We start from the raw sequence: 20,051 nt of genomic DNA, 5'->3' as shown, positions 1-20,051 counted from the left end.
GCTACCAGATCTTGACGCGCTCCTCCGGATCGAGGTAGAGCGCGTCACCGGGCTTGACGTCGAACGCGTCGTGGAACGTGTCGAGGTTGCGGACCACGCCGTTGCAGCGGAACTCCGGCGGCGAGTGCGGATCGACGGCGAGCCTGCGGAGCGCCTCGGCGTCCCGGGCCTTGGTGCGCCACACCTGCGCCCAGCCGAAGAACACCCGCTGGATACCGGTGAGGCCGTCGAGAACCTCGGGCTCGGACCCTTCCGTGGCGATCCGGTACGCCGCGATGGCGATGGACAGGCCACCGAGGTCGCCGATGTTCTCACCGATGGTGAACTCGCCGTTCACATTGTGGCCGGGCAGCGCCTTCGGCTCGAACTCGTTGTACTGCTCGATCAACGCCTTCGTGCGCTTGCCGAACTCGGTCCGGTCGTCGTCGGTCCACCAGTCGACCATGTTGCCGTCGCCGTCGTACTTGGCGCCCTGATCGTCGAAGCCGTGGCCGATCTCGTGACCGATGACGGCACCGATTCCGCCGTAGTTGGCGGCGTCGTCTGCGGCGGCGTCGAAGAACGGAGGCTGCAGAATGGCTGCGGGAAAGACGATTTCGTTCATGCCCGGGTTGTAGTAGGCGTTGACCGTCTGCGGCGTCATGAACCACTCGTCGCGGTCGACGGGGCCGCCGAGCTTCGCGAGGTCGCGGTCGTACTCCGCCGCGTAGCCGCTGCGGTAGTTGCCGACCAGGTCGTCGCGGGAGATGGTGACGGCCGAGTAGTCGCGCCACTTGTCGGGGTACCCGATCTTGGGCGTGAACTTCTCCAGCTTGCGCAGCGCCGCCTGCCGCGTCTCGGGGCTCATCCAGTCCAGGTCGGAGATGTTGCGCCGGTACGCCTCCTGCAGGTTGGCGACGAGTTCCTGCATGCGGGCCTTCGCGTCGGCCGGGAAGTGGCGTTCGACGTAGAGCTTGCCGACGGCCTCGCCCAGCAGATCCTGCACCAGGGACACGCCGCGCTTCCAGCGCTCACGGATCTCCTCGGCGCCGGTCAGCGTCTTCCCGTAGAACGCGAAGTTCTCGTCGACCAGGGCCTGCGTGAGGTACGGGGCGCGGGAGCGGATGACGTTCCACGTCGCCCACGCCTTCCAGTCGTCGATGTCCTCGGACGTCCACAGCTCGGTCAGCGTGGTGAGGAAATCGGGCTGGCGGACCACGATCTCGGCGAACTGCTCGGACGTGCCGCCGAGCGCGCCGATCCACGACGACCAGTCCAACCCGGCGGGGAGCTGGTCGAGGGTGAGCAGGTTGTAGCTCAGCTCGGCGTCGCGACGCTTCACGACGTCCCAATGACCGGCCGCGATCTTGGTTTCCAGGTCGAACACGCGCTGCGCGTCGTAGTCGACGTCGGCGAGGGCGAACATCTTCGCGATGTGCTTCACGTACGCCGCGCGGATCTCCGCGTGGTCGTCCTGGCGGTAGTACGACTCGTCGGGCAGGCCGATGCCCGACTGGCTGAAGTGGACGAGGTAACGCTCGGAGTTCTTGGCGTCCGTGTCGACATAGTGGCCGACGGCTCCGCCGACCCCCGTGCGCTGCTGGCGGCCGATGACGGCGGCGAGCGCGGAGAGGTCGGCGGCCGAGGCCACGTCGGCGAGCTCGCCCGCGATCGGTGCGAGCCCCGCGGCCTCGACGACGTCCGCGTCCATGAAGCTGCCGTACAGGTCACCGATGCGCTGCGCGTCGGTCCCCGGCGCCGCGCCGGAGTCCGCCGCTTCCTCGATGATGGTCTGGACGTCGACCTCGGCCTTGTCGTACAGCGTGCGGAACGCACCGTCGATCGCCCGGTCCGCGGGAATCTCGTAGTCGTCGATCCACTTGCCGTTCACGTGGACGAAGAGGTCGTCCTGGGCGCGGGTGTCGTTGTCGAGGTGAGTGAGGTCGATGCCGGAGCGCTGAGCCGTGGTCATGCGTTCCATCCTTACACCGTTCCGGGCCGGGAGGTCCACCACTGCGCTCAGGGCGAAACAAAGGTCCGGGGATCGATCAGACGTCGATGCCGAGGTTGATCGCCGCGAGGTAGCCGTCCGACTGCTCGGCGACGGTCAGCAGGCCTGCGGCGTCGTAGATGCTGTCGGTGGAGTTGTTCACGTTGTTCTCGCGTCCGGTGTGGTCGGAATACGGTGCGGTCGCGTACACCTCGTCGAGCAGGGCCTCGTCGAAGAACAGCTGGATGGTGAGCACCGTCTTCTTGTCGATGTGCACCTTCAGGTGGATGTGCGTGGTCCGGCCGGTGTACCACCCGGGGAAGATGGTGGTGAACTGGGCGATGCCGTTCGCGTCCGTGGTCTGGGCGCCGCGCAGGTAGGTGCCGTCGTCCGTGGTGGCGGCCTCGCTGTCGCCGACGCTGTAGGACCCGTCGGACGTCTCACCCGAACCGCCGGACATGTCCCCACCGGGACCACCCGCTCCGGGACCACCGGGACCACCGGCCGGGGGCTGGCCGCCGCCACCGGGTCCGCCCACCGGAGGCGCGCCTGCGGGGGCGCCGTTGCCGCTGAGGTCCGCGGCCCTCGAACCCGACTCGAAGCCCGAGTACACACCACCCGCGTCGCAGTGCCAGATCTCCACGACGGCATTGCTCACCACCGCGGCGGAGCCGTCCGCGGAACAGTTCGTCAGGTCCTGCACCCGCAGTGCGAGCTGCAGCTTCGTGCCCGGCCGGTCCTCGCGGATGTCGCTGCGGATCGAGTCGACGTCGAACCAGTACGGTCCCTGCGTCTCCTCGACGGCCATGACGCACTGCGGGGCCTGGTCGAGCAGGGCGCTCACCGTGTCGGCGCTGGTCGTCGCGGCACTGGATGCGGCTGCGGTCGACGTGGCCGACGCCGACGTGCTGCTGCTCCCGTTCCCGGTGCAGGCGGCGATGAGCCCACCCAGGCTCACCGTTCCTCCGACCGCCAGCGCGCGGCGGCGGCTGATGCGCAGACGGCTCTTCTCGACGTCCTTGTTCACTGTGCGTACCTCTCCATGATCGGGCTGTGACCCGATCGTGGCGCACGAACCTGCGCGCAGCGTGCCGTCGAGCTGTGAACTTGCTGGGAACTCACCCGCCGAGGCGGGCGTGCATCTCCCAGACGAGGACCTCGGCGCCGGAGTGCGAGGTGACCTGCTGGCCACCGGAGGCGCTCAAACGGACGGCGTCCCCCTCGTACAGGGTGCCGACACCCTCCATCTCCGCGGTGCCCCGGGCGACGAACACGTGGAGGAACGGCGCTTCGGGAAGCGTCACCGATGCGCCTGGAAAGAGTCGCGCGACATGCAGGGCCGCGTGCTTGTTGTTGATCCGGATCGCCGAATTGTCCTTGTATTCAGGCATTCCGGACGCAACGGGCACCAGCCCGCCCTTGAGGATCTCGTCCTCGATCTCGAGTTGTTCGTAGCTCGGAGTGAGGCCGGCTTCGTCGGGTACCACCCACATCTGGACGAAATGCACCGGCTCGTGATGCTGCTCACCCTCGAGGCGCCAGCTGTCGTTCTTCTCGGAATGCATGATGCCCTTGCCTGCGCTCATGCGTTGCGCAAGGCCGGGATAGATGATGCCGGAGTGGCCGATCGAATCCTGATGCACGAGCGAGCCGCGCAGCACCCACGTGACGATCTCCATGTCCTTGTGCGGATGCGTGTCGAATCCCTGACCGGGGAGCACGGTGTCGTCGTTGTTCACGAGGAGCAGCCCGTGGTGTGTGTTGTCGGGGTCGTAGTGCTGGCCGAAGGAGAACGAGTGCTTCGAATCCAACCAGGAAATCTTGGTTTTCAGCCGATCGCCGGCACGATGAACATAGACATGAGGTGTGGTGACTGCTGGCATATCGGTCCTCCTTCGGGTGGTACCCGGTCCAGAGTACGAGGTGCCGGCTGCAGGTACTCGCAAGACGGTGTCGATTGTGCATCGAATTCATCGCCTGCCGGCAGCGGTGGAGGACCCGCGTCGAAGGCGAAATGAGGTTGCGCAGTGCGAGATTGGCGTACCTGGCGCCCGTAAGGCCGTGTTCGGCAACAGCTTTCATCGACGGTGCGAAACGCCTGAAAGACGGGCGTCCAGTTCGTGCCGCCGTGAATGCCCGCTTCGGCGGGGCCCGCGGCGTACAGTTCGAATTGTGCGTCCGGAAGTCGCAGGATTTGCGGCACGTCGCACACAGCGGAAGGAGCGTGATGAAGGCGAATTCGGATCGACACGATCAGCACCTCCCCGAGCACCAGCGGATCGCAGACCTCGTCGACGACATGGAAGACCGGCTGGTGGCCGAGCGTGAGGCGAAGGGAATCGCGGGCAATGCGTCCGAGCGGAAGCAGGCGGAACAGGTCGAGCCCGACGACCAGGCCCCCGAGTAGGCATGCGCCTTCGGCGCCTGTGAGTACTTGTTAACCGCGGGCGGTTAACAAGTACTCACAGGTGGGTCACTCGAAGAAGCGGTACACGGCCTCGACGACGACCGCGGGACGCTCGCTGCCCTCGAGTTCGATCTGCCCGGCGACGGTCACCTGGACGCCGCCCTTGGGCAGCTCCTCGACGGACTGCAGCGTCGCGTTCAGGCGGACGCGTCCCTCGGCGGGCACGGGGTTGGTGAATCGGACCTTGTTGAGACCGTAATTGACGGCCATGGTGACGCTGTCGACGGTCAGGATCTCGTCCCACATGGGGATGATCAGCGACAACGTCAGGTAGCCGTGGGCGATGGGCCCGCCGAACGGGCTCTCCGCCTTGGCGCGCTCGGGGTCGACGTGGATCCACTGGTGGTCGTCGGTGGCGTCGGCGAACGTGTTGATCCGCTGCTGGGGGATGTCGATCCACGAGCTGGTGCCCAGCGGCCGGCCCTCGAGTGCGGCGAGGTCGGCGAGGGTGGCGACCCGGGTGGTGGTTGCGGTGGTCACGATGAGTCTCCTGGTGGTTCGGTGGGGCAGGGTCAGTGCTTGATGCCGAGAACGCGCAGCGCGTTCTGCTTGAAGATCAGGGGCGCGACCTCGGGTTTGATGTCGAGGTTCGCGAAGTCCTTCATCCAGCGGTCGACCTGGACGACGGGGAAGTCGGAGCCGAACAGCACCTTGCCGCGGAGCATGCTGTTGGCGGCCTTGACCAGCTGCGGCGGGAAGTACTTCGGCGACCACCCGGACAGGTCGATGAAGACGTTGGCCTTGTGGGTGGCGATGGAGATCTGCGAGTCGACCCACGGCACCGACGGGTGCGCCATGATCACGGTGAGGTCGGGGAAGTCGGCGGCGACGTCGTCGAGCAGCATCGGGTCGGAGTAGCGCAGTTTGATGCCGTGGCCGCCGGGCAGCCCGGCGCCGATCCCGGTCTGACCGGTGTGGAACAGGGCGGGGACCCCGGCCTCGGTGATGGCCTCGTAGAGCGGGTAGAACTGCCGGTCGTTCGGTTCGAATCCCTGCATGCTGGGGTGGAACTTGAACCCCTTCACGCCGTAGTCGTCGACGAGCCGGTGCACGCGCCGCACGGCCGCCTTGCCCTGCCAGGGGTCGACGGATCCGAAGGGGATCAGGACGTCGTTGTGGCGGGCCGCGCCCTCGGCGATCTCCTCGACCGAGTTGGTGGGGTGTCCGCTGGCCGAGGCCGCGTCGACGGTGAACACGACCGCGGCCATGTTGCGGGCACGGTAGTGGTCGGCGATCGCGTCGATGGACGGGGTGCGTTCCTCGCCGGACTTGAAGTATTTCTCCGAGGCGGCCATCAGTTCGTCGTCGAGGGACCGGTGGCCGCAGCCGTCGATCTCGACGTGGGTGTGGATGTCGATGGCGTCGATCTTGTCGAAGTCGATGCCGTACTCGTAGCGGCTCACTTCGCCATCAGCTCCTCGGGGAATTCCTCGCCGACGGACTGGACGGCGTCGCCGAACGTGCCGGCCCACTGAGCCGCGATGTCGTCGGCCGACCAGCCACCGTCGTGGTACTCGACCGCGGTCAGGTCGGGGTGCGACCACAACGCGAGGCGGTCGCCACCGACGGCGAACGCCTGTCCGGTGATCTCGGCTGCCGCGTCGGACGCGAGGAACGAGATGATGCCAGCGGCGTCCTCGGGGGTGCCCAGGCCCACCTCGCGGCGGATGATGTCGGGCAGCGGCTCGCCGTTCTTCATGCCCTCGATGTAGGGGGCGAGGAACGGGACGGTCTCGGTCATCGCGGTCGCGGCGACGGGGCAGACGGCGTTGGCGGTGATGCCCGCACGCTGCAGTTCCATCGCCCACGTGCGGACCATGCCGACGATGCCGGACTTGGCGCCCGAGTAGTTGGTCTGCCCGAAGTTGCCGCGCTGACCGGCGGGGGAGCCGATGCAGATGATGCGACCACCGTCGCCCTGCTCGCGGAACTTCAGGACCGCTTCACGGACGCAGGTGAACGTCCCGCGCAGATGCACAGTGATCACGGCATCGAAGTCGTCGTCGGTCATCTTCCACAGCACCTTGTCGCGGAGGATGCCTGCGTTGGTGACCATGACGTCGAGGCGTCCGAACGCGTCGATCGCGCCGGCGACCACTTTCTGGGCGGTTTCGGTGCTGCCGACCGGGGCGACGACGGCGACGGCCCGGCCGCCCGCGGCGGTGATCTCGGCGACGGCGGCGTCGGCGGTGGCCTGGTTGACGTCGTTGATCACGACCGCGGCGCCGTGGCGCACCAGGTCCTTGGCGTATGCCAGTCCGAGGCCCTGTCCGCTGCCGGTGACTACGGCGACTTTGTTGCTGAGGTCCATGTCGTGATTCTCCTAAGGTCGTGTTCGCTGAATCACACGTAATCATTGATGATTGAGAATGTCAATGATTAAGGTCTGCTACTCTACCGACAATCATCAGAAGGGGGTCGTCGCATGGCAGAGTCGCAGGCGTTATCAGACGACATCGGGTTCCTGCTCTCGCGCGTCGGCGGAATGGTGCTGGGCGCGGTGAACAAAGCCCTCGTACCCACGGGTCTGCGGGTGCGCTCCTACTCGGTCCTGGTCCTCGCCTGTGAGCAGGCCGAGGGCGTCAACCAGCGCGGTGTGGCCGCCACCATGGGTCTCGACCCCAGTCAGATCGTGGGTCTGGTCGACGAACTCGAGGAACGCGGACTCGTCGTGCGCACCCTCGACCCCTCGGATCGCCGCAACAAACTGATCGCCGCCACCGAGGAAGGGCGCCGGCTCCGCGACGACGCGAAGGCGCGCGTCGACGCCGCGCACGGACGCTACTTCGAGGGCATCCCCGACACGGTCGTGAATCAGATGCGGGACACGTTGCAGAGCATCGCCTTTCCCACCTTCGTGGAGTAGCGCGCGCGATGACCGAGCTCCTCACCCCGGCACCGCCCGGCATGTCGTTCCTCGCCACCTTCGTCGTGGAGGTGGCCGAGCCGGTGGAGATCGGGTCCACGCCCGAAGGCACACGGCGCATCATCCCCATCGTCGGTGGCCGGGTCGAGGGCCCCGAGCTGCGGGGCACCGTGCTGCCGGTCGGGGCGGACTTCCAGCTGCTCAGCTCGTCCACGCTCACCGAGCTCGAGGCCAAGTACGTCATCGAGACCGACGACGGCGACCGCATCTACGTCACCAACTTCGGGCTGCGCTCGGGCACCGCCGAAGACATCGCCCGGCTGGTCGACGGCGAGGCCGTCCCGCCCGAGCGCGTCTACTTCCGCTGCACCCCACGGCTCACCGCCGCCGAGGGCCGGTGGTCGTGGCTGCGCTCGCGGATCCTCGTCGGCACCGGCGAACGCCTCCCCGGCGAGGTACGACTCGCGGTGTTCGTGGTGGACTGACCGGCCATGGAAATCCGCTGGATGAAGTCGTTCGTCGCGGTCGCCGAAGAACTCAACTACGGCCGGGCGGCCGAGGTGCTGCACATCGCGCAACCGGCCGTGAGCCAGCAGGTGCAGCAACTCGAGAAGCGCCTCGGCGTGAAACTGTTCGACCGCACCACGCGATCGGTCCGGCTCACCGCGGCGGGGGAGCGCTTCCTGCAGCCGTGCAAGGACGCGCTCGCCGGAATCGTTCGCGCCGTCGATGCCGCGGTGATCGCGGATCCGGCGGTCGAGGGTCGCGTCCGGGTCGGTTTCAGCGGCGCCTACGGGCAGACCGAATTGTCCTCTCTGGCACGATCGGTGCGCCGCCGGTACCCCCTGATCGATCTCGTCCTCGAGGGGGCGACGGTCAGCGGGCAGATCCTCGACGAAATCTGGGAGGGACAACTCGACCTCGGCATCGTCTCGGACGCGGTGTCCCACCCCCATGTGCTCACGCGGCAGATCTCGGTGGAGTACCTCAGTGCGCTGCTCCCGAGCGATCACCCACTCGCCGAACGGAAGTCGATCGACCTCGCGGAACTGCGCGACGAAACGTTCGTCGCGAATCCCGCCGCCACCGGATCCACTCTCCGCCGCGATCTGCTCGCCGCGTGCCGGGACGCCGGGTTCACGCCGAACATCGTGCAGGAGACCACCGACGGCATCGTGCTGACCGCCCTCGTCGCGGCGGGGGTCGGTGTGGCGCTCGTGCCGGGTGACGTCCAGACGTATCCCAATCGCGTGGTGCTCGTTCCCCTCGATGCCGGCCGATACGAAGTCCGGGCCGCGCTGGCCTGGTCGGACCGTCCCGTATCGCCCGTCGTGCAGACGGTTCTCGACCTCGCTGCCGAGGTGCTGCCGTCGCCGGACGCCCTCGCCGACGAGCAATAACGATCGCTTATCAATCACTACCGATACTGCTCTTGGACGGTGATCGGTTTCTTTGGCAGAGTCTCCCTCGGTGGCAGCGGATGTGACCTGGACAACTCCGATCCCCGGTGCCGCACCCGCCTCGAGGCCTCTCCGAACTCCCGGATGCCCTTCACATTCAGGTAGGAACCACATGACTTCCACATTCGACGGCCGCGTCGTACGCGCCGACACCAGCGTCCGATCGCCCCACGCGCGCCGGGCAGCCCTGGCCTCATTCGTGGGCAGCACACTCGAGTACTACGACTTCTTCATCTACGCCTCCTTCTCCGCGCTCGCGTTCAACACCCTGTTCTTCCCGGACCTCAGCTCGTTCTGGGGGACCATCGTGTCGATGGCGACCATCGGAATCGGTTACGTCGTCCGACCTCTCGCAGCCCTCGTCTTCGGGCACTTCGGAGACACGCTCGGGCGTAAGCGGATGCTGGTGGTCACGCTCGTGATGATGGGTGTGGCCACGTCGCTCATCGGCTGCCTGCCGACATACGGGGCGATCGGCGTCGCAGCACCGATCCTGCTGGTGCTGCTCCGGGCCGTTCAGGGCGCGTCGGCGGCAGGCGAATCGGCGGGAGCCGCGTCCCTGGCGCTCGAACACGCACCCGCCCACCGCCGGGCGCTCGCGGCCAGCTGGGTGAACACCGGCGCCGCCGCAGGAATGCTGCTGGCGTCGCTGGTCGTCCTCGTGTTCTCCGGACTGCCCGAGGACGCCTTCCTCAGCTGGGGATGGCGTATCCCGTTCCTGCTCAGCATCTTCGTCGCACTCGCCGGGCTCGTGATCCGCCGGATGCTGCCCGAGAGCGAGGTGTTCGAGGAGGCCGTGTCGACCGACGAGCCGAAGGAGATGCCGGCGAAGGTGATCTTCCGCGACCACTGGCCGAGCGTGCTGCGGGTCGTCGGGTGCGGACTGTTCGCGGTGGTCTCCACCATCTTCAGTGCCTTCGCCCTCTCGTGGGGCACCCACGAGGCCGGTGTGTCCCGGACCGTCATGGTCGGCGCTACCGTGCTCACCGCCGCACTCGCGCTCGTGGCCCAGCCCGCCGCGGGGATTCTCGCCGACCGGATCGGACGCAAGCCGATCTTCATCACCGGCAACCTCGTCTGCGCCGTCGCCATCTCCGGATTCTTCTGGGCGGTCAGCCAGCGTTCGACAGCCCTGATCCTGATCACGGCGTGCGTCGTGATGGTGGCCGGCTACTCGCTCGTCAACGCCGTCGGTCCCGCGCTGTACGCCGAGATGTTCGAGACGCGCATCCGTTATTCGGGCATGGCGATCTCCGGGCAGCTGGCGCTGGTGGCCACCGGATTCGCCCCCACCATCGCCGCGGCGCTCGTCCGGCCCGGACCGAACGGCTGGATCCCGGTGGCCGTGTTCACCGCGTGCTGCTGCCTGGTCAGCGCACTCACCACGCTCACAGTCCGCGAAACCTACCGGACCAGCACCACCGACCTCGGCAAATGACCGAACTCCCGTCGAAAGTGACCGAACCTGTGAAACACGATGTACTGATCGAGAACGACATCGAGGCGACGATGCGGGACGGGGTGGTTCTGCGCTCGACCGTATACCGCCCGAACGGATCCGGACGCTTCCCTGTACTGCTCACCCGCACCCCGTACGGCCGCGACCTGTCCGTGAACTCGGGCTACCTCAACCCCACCACCGTCGCGGCCGCCGGATTCGTCGTGATCATGCAGGACGTCCGCGGCAGGTTCGGCTCGGACGGCGAGTTCGTGCCGTCCGAGAACGAAGGTCCGGACGGTTACGACACGATTCAGTGGGCCGCCGAACTGCCGTACTCGACCGGCGCCGTGGGCATGTGGGGGCGGTCGTACTTCGCCGAAACCCAGTGGCGTGCAGCCCAGGAGAAGCCGCCGGCCCTGCGCGGTATCGCCCCGGGCATCTCCGCAGGCGGCAATGCGCGGTCCGGTGGACTCGTGCGCGGTGGCGCGATGGAATTCGGTGCCCGGCTCGGGTGGGGGCACCACTCGGCCGGACCGGCCGAGATCGCGAAACTGTCCCGCACCGATCCCGTCCGCGCCGAACGCGAATGGGCGGCGTGGGCCCGGATCGATCGGGCGATGTCGGAGGACACGTTCCTCGACACCCTCCCCGTCCGCGACATGGCCGCCGACGCCCCGGCGTTCTTCGCGTCGCCGATCGTCGAATCGCTCGGATTCCCGATCGATCACCCCACCCGCGACCTGTGGGACAGCGCGAGCGATCGGGCCGTCGACCTCCCCTCACTGCACATCGGCGGGTGGTACGACATCTTCGTGAACAGCACCCTCGACCAGTACTTCGGCCAACTGGCGCACAGTGATTCCGGGGCGGCCCCCGCGCCGTACCTGATCGTGGGCCCGTGGAGTCACACCAACTTCTCCGGGCTCGGTGGGTCGGTCGTGTTCGGAAGTCCCGCGAATCAGGCGGTGCTCGATTCGGGTCAGGACCTGTCGTCGGTCCACGCGCAGTGGTACGCGTCGGTGCTCCGCGACGAGGAACCCACCATGCCCCGCGTCCGGATCTTCGTGATGGGGGAGAACCGGTGGCGGACGTACGACCGCTTCCCGGAACCCGCGCGGACGGCCGAACTCTTCCTCGCTCCAGGCGGAACCCTCGTCGCGGACGCGGAGGACACCGACGGGCGCGTCGACTACGACTACGACCCGGCGGATCCGGTGCCGACGGTCGGTGGGGCGACGATGATGCCGGGAACGTTCGCGCCCGGCGCACTGGAACAGAGCCGCGTCGAATCCCGCGACGACGTTCTCGTCTTCACCGGTGAGGCACTCACCGAGCCGTTGACGGTGATCGGCCGGGTGTCCGCGACGCTGTTCGCGTCGTCCAGCGCGATCGACACCGATTTCGTCGTGCGACTGTGCCGGGTGACCGCGGACGGCACGTCGATCACGCTCACCGACGGCATGGTGCGGGCCCGCTACCGCGACTCCTACCGCACCCCCGGGACGTACACGTCCACCGAACCGAGCCTGCTCGTGCCCGGGGAGGTGTACGAGTACGCGATCGACCTGTGGTCCACGGCCGTCACGTTCCAGCCGGGCGAGCGGATCCGGGTCCACGTGACGTCCAGCAATCATCCCCGCTGGGACCGCAACCTCAACACCGGCGAATCCGCCTACGAATCATCGGAATCCGTGGTCGCCCACCAGACCGTGCACACGGGACCGCGTCACCCCAGCCGCGTGTCGCTGTCCGTGGTGCGCTGACGCGCCCTGTGAGTACTTGTTAACCGCGGGCGGTTAACAAGTACTCACAGGTCGCGAAGCGGCATGCGTCGCAGCCGGCTTGCCTTTCAGCAGGCCGGCTTTTGCGTAGACCAGGGAACCGGTGCAGACGCTGGTCATCAACGGAACGTCGGCGCGCTGCCGGCGGACCCAGTCGAGATGGGCGTCGTCGAGCAGTTGTGGTCGCGTGCCGTGAACCTGGTGGCTGACGCGCTCGTGAGTACTTGTTAACCGCCCGGGTCAAGAAGTACTCACAGGCTGCGAAGCGGCAAGCTTGCGCAGGTCGGGTTTGCGGATCTTACCGGTGGCGGTGCGGGGGAGTGCCTCCGCGATCTGGATGAATGTGGGAATCTTGAACCCCGCGAGCTTTTCTCGCAGCCGGGCGCGGACCGTCTCCTCGTCGAGTGTCGTGCCGTCGGCGGCGACGACGAAGGCCATGCCGGTCTCACCCCACTTCTCGTGGGGGACGCCGATGACCGCCGCCTCCCGGATGCCGTCCAGTTTCAGCAGCGCAGCCTCGACCTCGGCGGGGTAGACGTTCTCGCCGCCCGAGATGTACATGTCCTTGTAGCGGTCGCAGATGAAGAGGAAGCCTTCATCGTCGAAGTAGCCGGCGTCGCCGGTGTGCAGCCAGCCGTCGACGATGGTGCGGGCGGTCGCCTCGGGCTGATTCAGGTAGCCGAGCATCACGTTCGGGCCCTTGGCGACGATCTCGCCGATCTCGTTCGGTTCGGCGCTCGACCCGTCCGGGCGTACGACGTCGACGTCGGTGAAGAACGTCCGCTTACCGGCGGAACCGATCTTGGTGCGCACGTCCGCACTCGACAGCATGGTCACCGACGGCGCGGTCTCCGTCAGGCCGTACGCCTGCGTGATCGCGACGTCCCGGTCCTGCCACGGGGAGATGAGCGCTTCGGGCAGGGGAGCCCCGGCGACGCAGATGGCCCGCAGGCTGGACAGGTCGGCGTCCGCGAACCGGGGGTGGTGCCAGAGTTCCTGGATCATCGTGGGGACGGCGAAGAAGGTGGTGATGCGTTCCTTCTCGATCGTGTCGAGGACGACGCCGGCATCGAACTTGCGCAGCAGCACCACGGTGCCGCCGTTGAGCAGTGTCGGTGTGACAGCACCGCCGATCCCGCCGATGTGGAACAGCGGCGCCACCGACAGTGTGCGTTCCTTCGACGTCATGTCCTGGGCGAGAAGCTGGTTCAGTGCGTTCCACAGCATGTTGCCATGGCTGAGCATGACGCCTTTCGGTGCGCCGGTGGTGCCCGACGAGTACATCAGTACGGACAGGTCGTCGAGGCCGACCTGTTCGTCGATGCGGGTGTCCGGCTGCCCGGCGCGCACGCCCTCGTACGTGTGGGTGGACCACGAGCCGCCCAGGCCGATCCAGGTGGTGACCGGGGTGTCCGACTGCGCCAGCTCCTGCGCGACGTCGGCCTGCAGATCGCCGAAGATCACTGTGGTGCAGCGTGAATCGCCGAGCACGAAGCGCGCTTCCTCGGCGGTGAGGCGTGCATTGAGCGGGAGATACGTGGCGCCGAGCAGCCCGGCCGCGAACATCACCTCGAGCGCTGCCGGGTCGTTGAACCCGAAGAAGCCGACGCAGTCACCCTTCTCGACGCCGAGGGCGCGCAGGCCGTGGGCGAGTCGGCGTGTCCGCAGAGCCATCTCCTCGTACGTGACGGCCCGTCCGTCGAAGACGAGCGCCTCGTTCTTCGGCGTCATGGTGATGCGGCGCTCGAGCCACGAGCCGATGCCTTCGTTGTCCATGGTGACTCCTCGTTCTCTTCGAAACTACTCTCGAGCTTGTAGCGGGGTGGTGTGTCAGGCCGACGGGGTGTCGGCGGTCAGGTCGTTGTCCTTGCTCTCCTTCGTCGCGACGAGGAAGACGGCGCTGACCACGCACAGTGCGATGATGAACAGCCCGACGGGGAGGATCGATTTACCGGACGACGCGAACAGCGACGCCAGGATGACGGGGGTGAATCCCGCACCGATGAGGGTGGCCAGCTGATATCCGAGCGACGCACCGGTGTAGCGCGCCCGGGTGCCGAACTGCTCGGAGATGAACGCGGCCATCGGACCGTAGGTGGACGAGTGGCAGATGGTGTAGCCGACGAAGGCGAGCGCGATGAACAGGAACTGTCCCGTGCTCAGCAGCAGGAAGAGTGGGTAGACGCTGAGGATCATCGCGCCGAGTCCCGCGAGCATGACCGGGCGGCGGCCGATCCGGTCGGACAGTCGCGCCGATCCGAGGACCAGGAAGATCGCGCAGAACTGGCAGAAGGAGAACGCCAGTAGCGCGTCGGACCGCGCGGCGCCGCTCGACACGGCGTAGGTGATGGCGAACGTGGTGAACGCGGTTTGCATTCCGAAGCTCGCGATGCAGCTCATCGACGCCACGACGACCGCGCGGGGCCGCTTCAGGATGGTGACGATGGGCGGGGTGGTTTCCTTCTTCGCGGATTCCTTCAGCGCCGCCGTGAACAGCGGGCTCTCCGACACCTTGGACCGGATGAACAGGCCGAGGGCCAGCATGAACGCCGAAATCAGGAACGGGATGCGCCAGCCCCAGGTCAGGAACTGCTCGTCGGGGAGAAGTGACACGGCCGCCAGCGCGAGCGTGCCGAGCAGTGCGCCGGTGGGGGCGCCCGCGTTGGTGAACGCCGCGGCGAAACCGCGCTTGCCGGATTCGGCGTGCTCGAGCGACATCAGCGCTGCGCCACCCCATTCGCCGCCGACGGCGAGTCCCTGGCAGACGCGGAGGAGGACGAGGATCACCGCGGCCCAGGAGCCGATCATCTCCGGCGGGGGAATGAGCCCGATCGCGAACGAGGCGATGCCCATGACGGTCATCGAGATCAGCAGCATGGCCTTGCGGCCGACGGTGTCCCCGAAGTGACCGAAGACGATTCCGCCCAGGGGGCGCGCGACGTAGCCGGCGGCGAACGTTCCCATCGACGCGATGCTCGCGGCCAGGGGGTCCAGATCGGCGAAGAACACCGGGCCGAAGACGAGGGACGCTGCGGTGGCGTAGAGCAGGAAGTCGTAGAACTCGATGGTGCTGCCCAGGTAGCTCGACAGGATCACCCTGCGAACTTCCTTCTTGCGTTGGGTGGCCGACATGGTGCCGGCGGTGGCGGTGACCGTCATCGATACTCCTTGGCCGAAGCGTGGGACAACAGAGCGGATCGCGTGTGTAGCGCGGATCACAATTAAACATTAATCATTGAACTTGTCAATGGAAGAGATCGCCAACGCTTCTGTGGTAACTGCACCCGTCAGGCACGCGTGAGCTTGCGCCCGATGATTTCCTTCATGATCTCGGTGGTCCCCGCGTAGATCGGCCCGCCGCGGCAGTCGAGATAGTCCTGGGCGACGTCGTACTCGCGCATGTATCCGTACCCGCCGTGCAGTTGAACCGCGCGCTGGACGACCCGTTGCTGCAGCTCGGTGATCCACCATTTGGCCATCGCCGCGGTCACCTCGTCGAGCGTGCCGTTGGCGGCGTCGAGGATGCAGCGGTCCGTGAAGCACTGCGCGATCTCGATCTCGGTGGCGAGTTCCGCGAGGTAGAAGCGGTTGGCCTGGAAGTCGGCCACCCGCCGGCCGAACGCTGTGCGGTCGCAGCTGTACGTCAGAGCCTGGTCGAACGTGCGTCGCATCGACGCCATGGACGTGACGGCCACGCTGAGGCGTTCCTGGGGCAGATTGTGGCGCAGGTAGCCGAAGCCGTCGTTCGGCTCGCCCAGGACGTTCTCGCGGGGGACGCGGACGTCGTCGAACACCAGCTCGGCGGTGTCCTGTGCGGTCAGGCCGATCTTGTGCAACGGTCCGTTGCGGGTGAAGCCGGCCATCCCGTCTTCGACCACCAGCAGGCTCACGCCCTTCTTGCCCGCCGCCGGATCCGTCTTGGCCACGACGATCACGAAGTCGGCGAGCATTCCGTTGCTGATGAAGATCTTGGTGCCGTTGAGGACCAGGTCGTCGCCGTCGGGGAGGGCGGTCGTGGAGATCGCGGCCAGGTCGCTACCCGCCCCCGGCTCGGTCATGGCGATGGCGCCGATCTTCTCGCCGGTGCACAAGGGAGTCAGGAACCGATGCTTCTGCTCCTCGTTCGCCAGCGAGACGAGGTACGGCGTCACGAGGTCGTTGATGCCCGCCAGGCCCATCACCACGGCGGGGGCCCCGACGCGGCAGAGCTCTTCGATGACGATGGCGTTGAAACGGAAGTCGTCGATGCCGCCGCCGGCGAATCGTTCCTCGACGTCGATCCCGAGGAGCCCGAGCTTGCCGGCCTGACGGTAGAGGTCCCGGTCCACCTGTCCCGCCTCGGCCCAGTCACGAAGATGCGGGGCCACGTCACGTTCGGCGAACCGGCGCACCGTTTCCCGGAACGCATCGTGATCGGCGTCGAAGATGGTCCGTTCCAGTGCAACCGAAGACATGCGAGGTTCCTTTCGACGGCACACGTGCGGCGCACGCATGCATACTCGAAAGGAACCTATCTATCAATCATTGATAATGTCAATGATTGATTATGTCTGGCGAATGGGCGCCGGGCGTCAATACCAGTACTTCCGCCCGCCGACCGCGCGGCCCGTCGTGCCCAGCACGAGTAGCACGAGGCCGATGACGAGAAGGATGATTCCGATCGTCGTGAGGATGGAAATCCCCGCGACGAGGCCGATGACGAGCAGGATGATCCCGAGAACGATCACGGTCTTCCCTCTTTCGGTTGACGGTCTGGAACTACTGACTCGGTTGCGGCACTTCACAATCGATCTTCGGGTTCACACCCGCGTAGTTGAGTGGGCCGGCGATCACGGTGACCGCGATCGTTCCGGCGCTGGCGCAATCGGCCGTCGTGTCCTTGAAGTAACCGCGCTGCCACACGGCAACGGCGCCGATGATCAGCCAGATGATCACGATGAGCGTCACGAGCCGTCCGATACGCATTTCCGACCTCCCGTGTGGGCACCGGCGCCGAGCCGGTGCACATGTCGTACTCGAATGCTATGTCGACGACGTGTCGGTCGGCTTCGCGTGTGCTCCATGAGTATTCGTGGAGTCCGTGCCGTTGGGGCGACCGTTGGCAGGCCCTGCGCCCGTGGTTCGAGCGTCGGTGGCCCGAGTGTTCGTGGCCCCCGCTCCCGTGGTTCGAGCATCGGTGGCCCTGGCGTCGTTTGTCGCAGTGTCCGTCTTCTTGACGTCGGGATCGAGCTCGTCGGCGCGCTGCCACTCGTGCTTCAGGTCGTCACGGGACGTGGTCGCCGTGTTCTGATGCGTCTGCGCATCGACCTGCAGTCTCTTGGCCTCTGCCGCCTTGGCCTCGGCTTCTGCTTGAGCCCTTCTGGCGTTGGCTGCAGTTTCCTCCGCGATCGCCTCGCGCTTCTCGACGACGGACGTCTGCTCCTGCGCGTTTGCGCGGATGCTGTCGGCCTGCTGACGGTGGCGCTGGTTCCGCTTGCGCGATGCCGCAACGGCCAGCGCGATCAGGGCGAGAACGACGACGATCGCGACGATGATCCAGATGACAGTCATGGTGTCCATTGGTTACTCCCAGCGGTTGTGTTGTTAAGGTACCCCGCGCTGAAACCCGGCAAACAGACCGAGAGCCAATCGCAATCAACCTCGTATTTCGACACGACATAGGGTGCGGGCATGGAGATCCGCTGGATGCGCGCGTTCCTCGCCGTAGCCGAGGTGTCGAACTACGGCCGGGCGGCCGAGTCGTTACGCATAGCCCAGCCCGCGGTCAGCCAGCAGATCCAGCAGCTGGAGAGGCATCTCGGAGTGAAGCTGTTCGACCGCGGTACGAGACCGATTCGGCTGACCGCCGCGGGCGAGCAATTTCTCGAACCCTGCCGGGCCGCCATGAAAGCAGTTGCCTGGGCCGAGCAGTCGGCGTCGGCGGGCAATCCCGCGGAGGAGGGGCGTGTGCGGGTCGGATTCAGCGGTGCCTACGGACAGTCGAAGCTGCCCCTGTTCGCGCGGACCGTGCGCAAGAGGTATCCGAAGCTCGAGCTGGTTCTCGACGGGGCGAGGCCGAGCGGGCTGATCCTCGACGACATCTATTCCGGCAAGCTCGATCTCGGTTTCGTCTCGGCGGCTCTGTCGCATCCCGAGATTCGGACGAGAGTGATCTCGATCGAGCCACTGGGGGCGCTGCTCCATGCCGACCACCGACTGGCGAAACGCTCGGAGATCTCGCTGTCCGAACTGCGCGACGATCCGTTCGTCACCAACCCCGCGTCGTCGGGATCCACACTTCGTCTGGACGTGCTGGCCGCATGCCACGACGCGGGGTTCACGCCGGAGATCGCGCAGGAAACGTCGGATGGATCGACGCTGACCGCACTGGTCGCGGCCGGCGTGGGGGTGTCACTCATCCCGGTGAGTTCTCATCGCGCCGGAGCGGCCGACGCCGTCGTCGTGCCCACGGACGGCGGCCGCCACCGAATCCGCGGGGCACTGGCGTGGGCGGACAGGCCCCTGACACCGTTGCTCGAGACCGTCCTTGCGCTCGCGGAGGAGCTCATGCCGACGATCCACGGGATCGATAAGTAGAGCTTATCAAAAGTATGCCAAGTTGATCTTGGACGGTGATGAAGGGGTTTGGCAGAGTCGTCGGCGCAGCGGTGGTGTGATCCGCGGCACGTCATCACCTCCACTCCGGTCCGAAAGGCCTCCCATGAGCGTACGAGCTGGTTCTGCTGCGCACCCGGACGCGCAGCAGCCTGTCGGTACCCCGGCGAGTGTGCCTGCGCGTCAGCCGCGCAAGGCGGCTTTCGCGAGTTTCCTCGGCAGCCTCGTCGAGTACTACGACTTCTTCATCTATGGGTCGGCGGCCGCCCTGATCTTCCCGACGGTCTTCTTTCCGTCGGAGAGTCCGGCGACCGGCACGTTGGCGGCACTGGCGACATTCGGCGTCGGATACATCGCCCGCCCGATCGGGGCCGTCGCGCTCGGACACTACGGCGACCGCATCGGGCGCAAGCGTGTGCTCGTCTTCACCCTGGTCCTGATGGGTGTCTCGACGTTCCTCATCGGATGCCTGCCGGGCTTCGGGAGCATCGGGATCGCGGCGCCGATCCTGCTGGTGGTCCTACGGCTCATGCAGGGCGCGTCGGCGGCGGGCGAGCAGAGTGGCGCCAATTCGCTGACCCTCGAGCATTCCCCGGAGGGTTCGAGGGCGTTCTACACCAGCTTCACGATGAGCGGCACCCAGGCGGGCCAGCTCATCGCGACCCTGGTGTTCATCCCCGTCGCCGCGCTGCCCGAGGACATGCTGATGACGTGGGGATGGCGAATCCCGTTCCTCGTCAGCGGAATCCTGACGATCGTCGCGCTGTTCGTCCGCCGGACGATGGAGGAGACACCGGTGTTCCGGGAGGCGGAACGCGACAACGAGCTGGTCGAGATACCCGTCGTCGAACTGTTCACGAACTATCGGCTGCAGATGCTCCGGGTGATCGCGTGCTCGCTCTTCGCCGTGTCGGGCACGATCATGACGGTCTTCGCGCTCGCCTACGGTACCGGTGAGGCCGGGCTCGAACGGCAGACCCTGCTGTGGGCGGGCGTCATCGCAAACATCATGCAGCTGTTCGCAATTCCCCTCTGGGCGATGCTGGGAGACCGGATCGGCCGCCGGCCCGTGTATCTCGCCGGAATCGTCGGCGCCATCGCCGCGTTCTTCTTCTACTTCGAGGCGATGAGCATCGGTTCCGTTCCCCTGATCTTCGCGGTGTCGGCCTTCTTCGGTGCCGCCGCCTCCGGTGTCAGCGGTGTCGGTCCGACCTTCTTCGCGGAAATGTTCGATACCCGAGTGCGGTTCTCCGGCATCGCCATCTCGACGCAGATCGGGTTCGCCTTCGCGGGCTTCGCCCCGAGCATCGGCTATGCGCTGCTCGGAACCGGCACGCACGGGTGGATACCGGTGGCCGCGTTCGGCTCCGTCTGCCTGCTGGTGGCCGGCCTCTCGGCGGTGACCGCCCCGGAGACGGGCAGCGTCGCGATCACCGACCTGGGCAAGAAGTAATCGTTCCCCGAACCGCCTCG

20 protein-coding genes are annotated in these 20,051 nt (G+C 66.7%); 8 read left to right on the top strand and 12 right to left on the bottom strand.

The genetic code is table 11. The features are described 5' to 3' along the window. Position 1: 1 nt before the first annotated feature. The 3 genes from JVH1_RS10710 to JVH1_RS10700 all read right to left on the bottom strand — a co-directional run bounded on the left by JVH1_RS10710 (position 2) and on the right by JVH1_RS10700 (position 3,852). Complete coding sequence (locus JVH1_RS10710; protein ID WP_009478150.1) at positions 2–1,951, bottom strand: M13 family metallopeptidase; 1,950 nt, start codon at positions 1,949–1,951, stop codon at positions 2–4. Positions 1,952–2,027: 76 nt separating this feature from the next. Beyond that, positions 2,028–2,996 carry an intradiol ring-cleavage dioxygenase gene (locus JVH1_RS10705; RefSeq protein WP_009478151.1) on the bottom strand — a complete coding sequence of 323 codons (969 nt, stop codon included), beginning with the start codon at positions 2,994–2,996 and terminating at the stop codon, positions 2,028–2,030. A gap of 91 nt (positions 2,997–3,087) precedes the next feature. Next, positions 3,088–3,852, bottom strand: coding sequence for a pirin-like bicupin family protein (locus JVH1_RS10700; RefSeq protein WP_009478152.1), 765 nt, complete (start codon positions 3,850–3,852; stop codon positions 3,088–3,090). A 344-nt stretch (positions 3,853–4,196) separates the two neighbouring features. On the opposite strand from JVH1_RS10700, the gene JVH1_RS10695 reads away from it, so the two are divergent. Further along, a complete protein-coding gene (locus JVH1_RS10695; RefSeq protein WP_005243850.1) occupies positions 4,197–4,376 on the top strand; it encodes a hypothetical protein in 180 nt (59 codons plus the stop codon). A gap of 66 nt (positions 4,377–4,442) precedes the next feature. Here JVH1_RS10695 and couM read toward each other — a convergent pair whose 3' ends face one another. From couM to couN, 3 genes are read right to left on the bottom strand one after another with little or no spacing between them, the layout of a single operon-like run. Continuing rightward, entirely contained in the window at positions 4,443–4,916 is a 474-nt protein-coding gene (couM, locus tag JVH1_RS10690) for a p-hydroxycinnamoyl-CoA hydratase (RefSeq protein ID WP_009478153.1), read from the bottom strand. A 32-nt stretch (positions 4,917–4,948) separates the two neighbouring features. Then, on the bottom strand, positions 4,949–5,839 hold the full coding sequence (couO, locus tag JVH1_RS10685; RefSeq protein WP_371112976.1) for a 4-hydroxyphenyl-beta-ketoacyl-CoA hydrolase: 891 nt from the start codon (positions 5,837–5,839) through the stop codon (positions 4,949–4,951). After that, positions 5,836–6,747 carry a 4-hydroxyphenyl-beta-hydroxyacyl-CoA dehydrogenase gene (gene couN, locus JVH1_RS10680; protein WP_009478156.1) on the bottom strand — a complete coding sequence of 304 codons (912 nt, stop codon included), beginning with the start codon at positions 6,745–6,747 and terminating at the stop codon, positions 5,836–5,838. Before couN ends, couO begins: the two co-directional genes overlap by 4 nt. A 114-nt stretch (positions 6,748–6,861) precedes the next feature. On the opposite strand from couN, the gene couR reads away from it, so the two are divergent. The 5 genes from couR to JVH1_RS10655 all read left to right on the top strand — a co-directional run bounded on the left by couR (position 6,862) and on the right by JVH1_RS10655 (position 11,966). Next, entirely contained in the window at positions 6,862–7,302 is a 441-nt protein-coding gene (couR, locus tag JVH1_RS10675) for a MarR family transcriptional repressor CouR (RefSeq protein WP_009478157.1), read from the top strand. Positions 7,303–7,310: 8 nt separating this feature from the next. Continuing rightward, positions 7,311–7,787: a DUF3237 domain-containing protein gene (locus JVH1_RS10670; protein WP_009478158.1), complete on the top strand. Its 477-nt coding sequence runs from the start codon at positions 7,311–7,313 to the stop codon at positions 7,785–7,787. A gap of 6 nt (positions 7,788–7,793) precedes the next feature. Then, positions 7,794–8,702 (top strand): LysR family transcriptional regulator, encoded by a 909-nt coding sequence (locus JVH1_RS10665; protein ID WP_043781153.1) that lies wholly within the window; start codon positions 7,794–7,796, stop codon positions 8,700–8,702. 172 nt (positions 8,703–8,874) lie between these two features. Beyond that, positions 8,875–10,200 (top strand): MFS transporter, encoded by a 1,326-nt coding sequence (locus JVH1_RS10660; RefSeq protein ID WP_009478161.1) that lies wholly within the window; start codon positions 8,875–8,877, stop codon positions 10,198–10,200. Continuing rightward, a complete protein-coding gene (locus JVH1_RS10655; RefSeq protein WP_009478162.1) occupies positions 10,197–11,966 on the top strand; it encodes a CocE/NonD family hydrolase in 1,770 nt (589 codons plus the stop codon). Before JVH1_RS10660 ends, JVH1_RS10655 begins: the two co-directional genes overlap by 4 nt. A gap of 258 nt (positions 11,967–12,224) precedes the next feature. Here JVH1_RS10655 and couL read toward each other — a convergent pair whose 3' ends face one another. From couL to JVH1_RS10625, 6 genes are all read right to left on the bottom strand, one after another. Next, positions 12,225–13,760, bottom strand: a complete 1,536-nt coding sequence (gene couL / locus JVH1_RS10650) for a p-hydroxycinnamoyl-CoA synthetase (RefSeq protein WP_009478163.1) — start codon at positions 13,758–13,760, stop codon at positions 12,225–12,227. 54 nt (positions 13,761–13,814) lie between these two features. Then, the gene (gene couT / locus JVH1_RS10645; protein WP_009478164.1) at positions 13,815–15,143 is read right to left on the bottom strand and encodes a p-hydroxycinnamate MFS transporter; all 1,329 of its coding nucleotides are present in this window, start codon (positions 15,141–15,143) and stop codon (positions 13,815–13,817) included. A gap of 128 nt (positions 15,144–15,271) precedes the next feature. Then, positions 15,272–16,438: a dihydro-p-hydroxycinnamoy-CoA dehydrogenase gene (gene couH / locus JVH1_RS10640; protein ID WP_009478165.1), complete on the bottom strand. Its 1,167-nt coding sequence runs from the start codon at positions 16,436–16,438 to the stop codon at positions 15,272–15,274. A gap of 117 nt (positions 16,439–16,555) precedes the next feature. Next, the gene (locus JVH1_RS10635; RefSeq protein ID WP_007299239.1) at positions 16,556–16,711 is read right to left on the bottom strand and encodes a DUF6131 family protein; all 156 of its coding nucleotides are present in this window, start codon (positions 16,709–16,711) and stop codon (positions 16,556–16,558) included. Positions 16,712–16,742: 31 nt separating this feature from the next. After that, the gene (locus tag JVH1_RS10630) at positions 16,743–16,949 is read right to left on the bottom strand and encodes a hypothetical protein (RefSeq protein ID WP_005571421.1); all 207 of its coding nucleotides are present in this window, start codon (positions 16,947–16,949) and stop codon (positions 16,743–16,745) included. Positions 16,950–17,006: 57 nt separating this feature from the next. After that, on the bottom strand, positions 17,007–17,543 hold the full coding sequence (locus tag JVH1_RS10625; RefSeq protein ID WP_009478166.1) for a hypothetical protein: 537 nt from the start codon (positions 17,541–17,543) through the stop codon (positions 17,007–17,009). Positions 17,544–17,654: 111 nt separating this feature from the next. On the opposite strand from JVH1_RS10625, the gene JVH1_RS10620 reads away from it, so the two are divergent. Together JVH1_RS10620 and JVH1_RS10615 are read left to right on the top strand one after the other, a co-directional pair. Next, entirely contained in the window at positions 17,655–18,560 is a 906-nt protein-coding gene (locus JVH1_RS10620) for a LysR family transcriptional regulator (protein ID WP_009478167.1), read from the top strand. Between the two features lie 124 nt (positions 18,561–18,684). Beyond that, positions 18,685–20,031 carry an MFS transporter gene (locus JVH1_RS10615; RefSeq protein ID WP_043781155.1) on the top strand — a complete coding sequence of 449 codons (1,347 nt, stop codon included), beginning with the start codon at positions 18,685–18,687 and terminating at the stop codon, positions 20,029–20,031. Positions 20,032–20,051 lie beyond the last annotated feature (20 nt).

Source organism: Rhodococcus sp. JVH1 (genome assembly GCF_000280725.2).
Classification (GTDB): domain Bacteria; phylum Actinomycetota; class Actinomycetes; order Mycobacteriales; family Mycobacteriaceae; genus Rhodococcus_F; species Rhodococcus_F jostii_A.
This window is presented reverse-complemented; position numbering and strand designations above follow the sequence as displayed.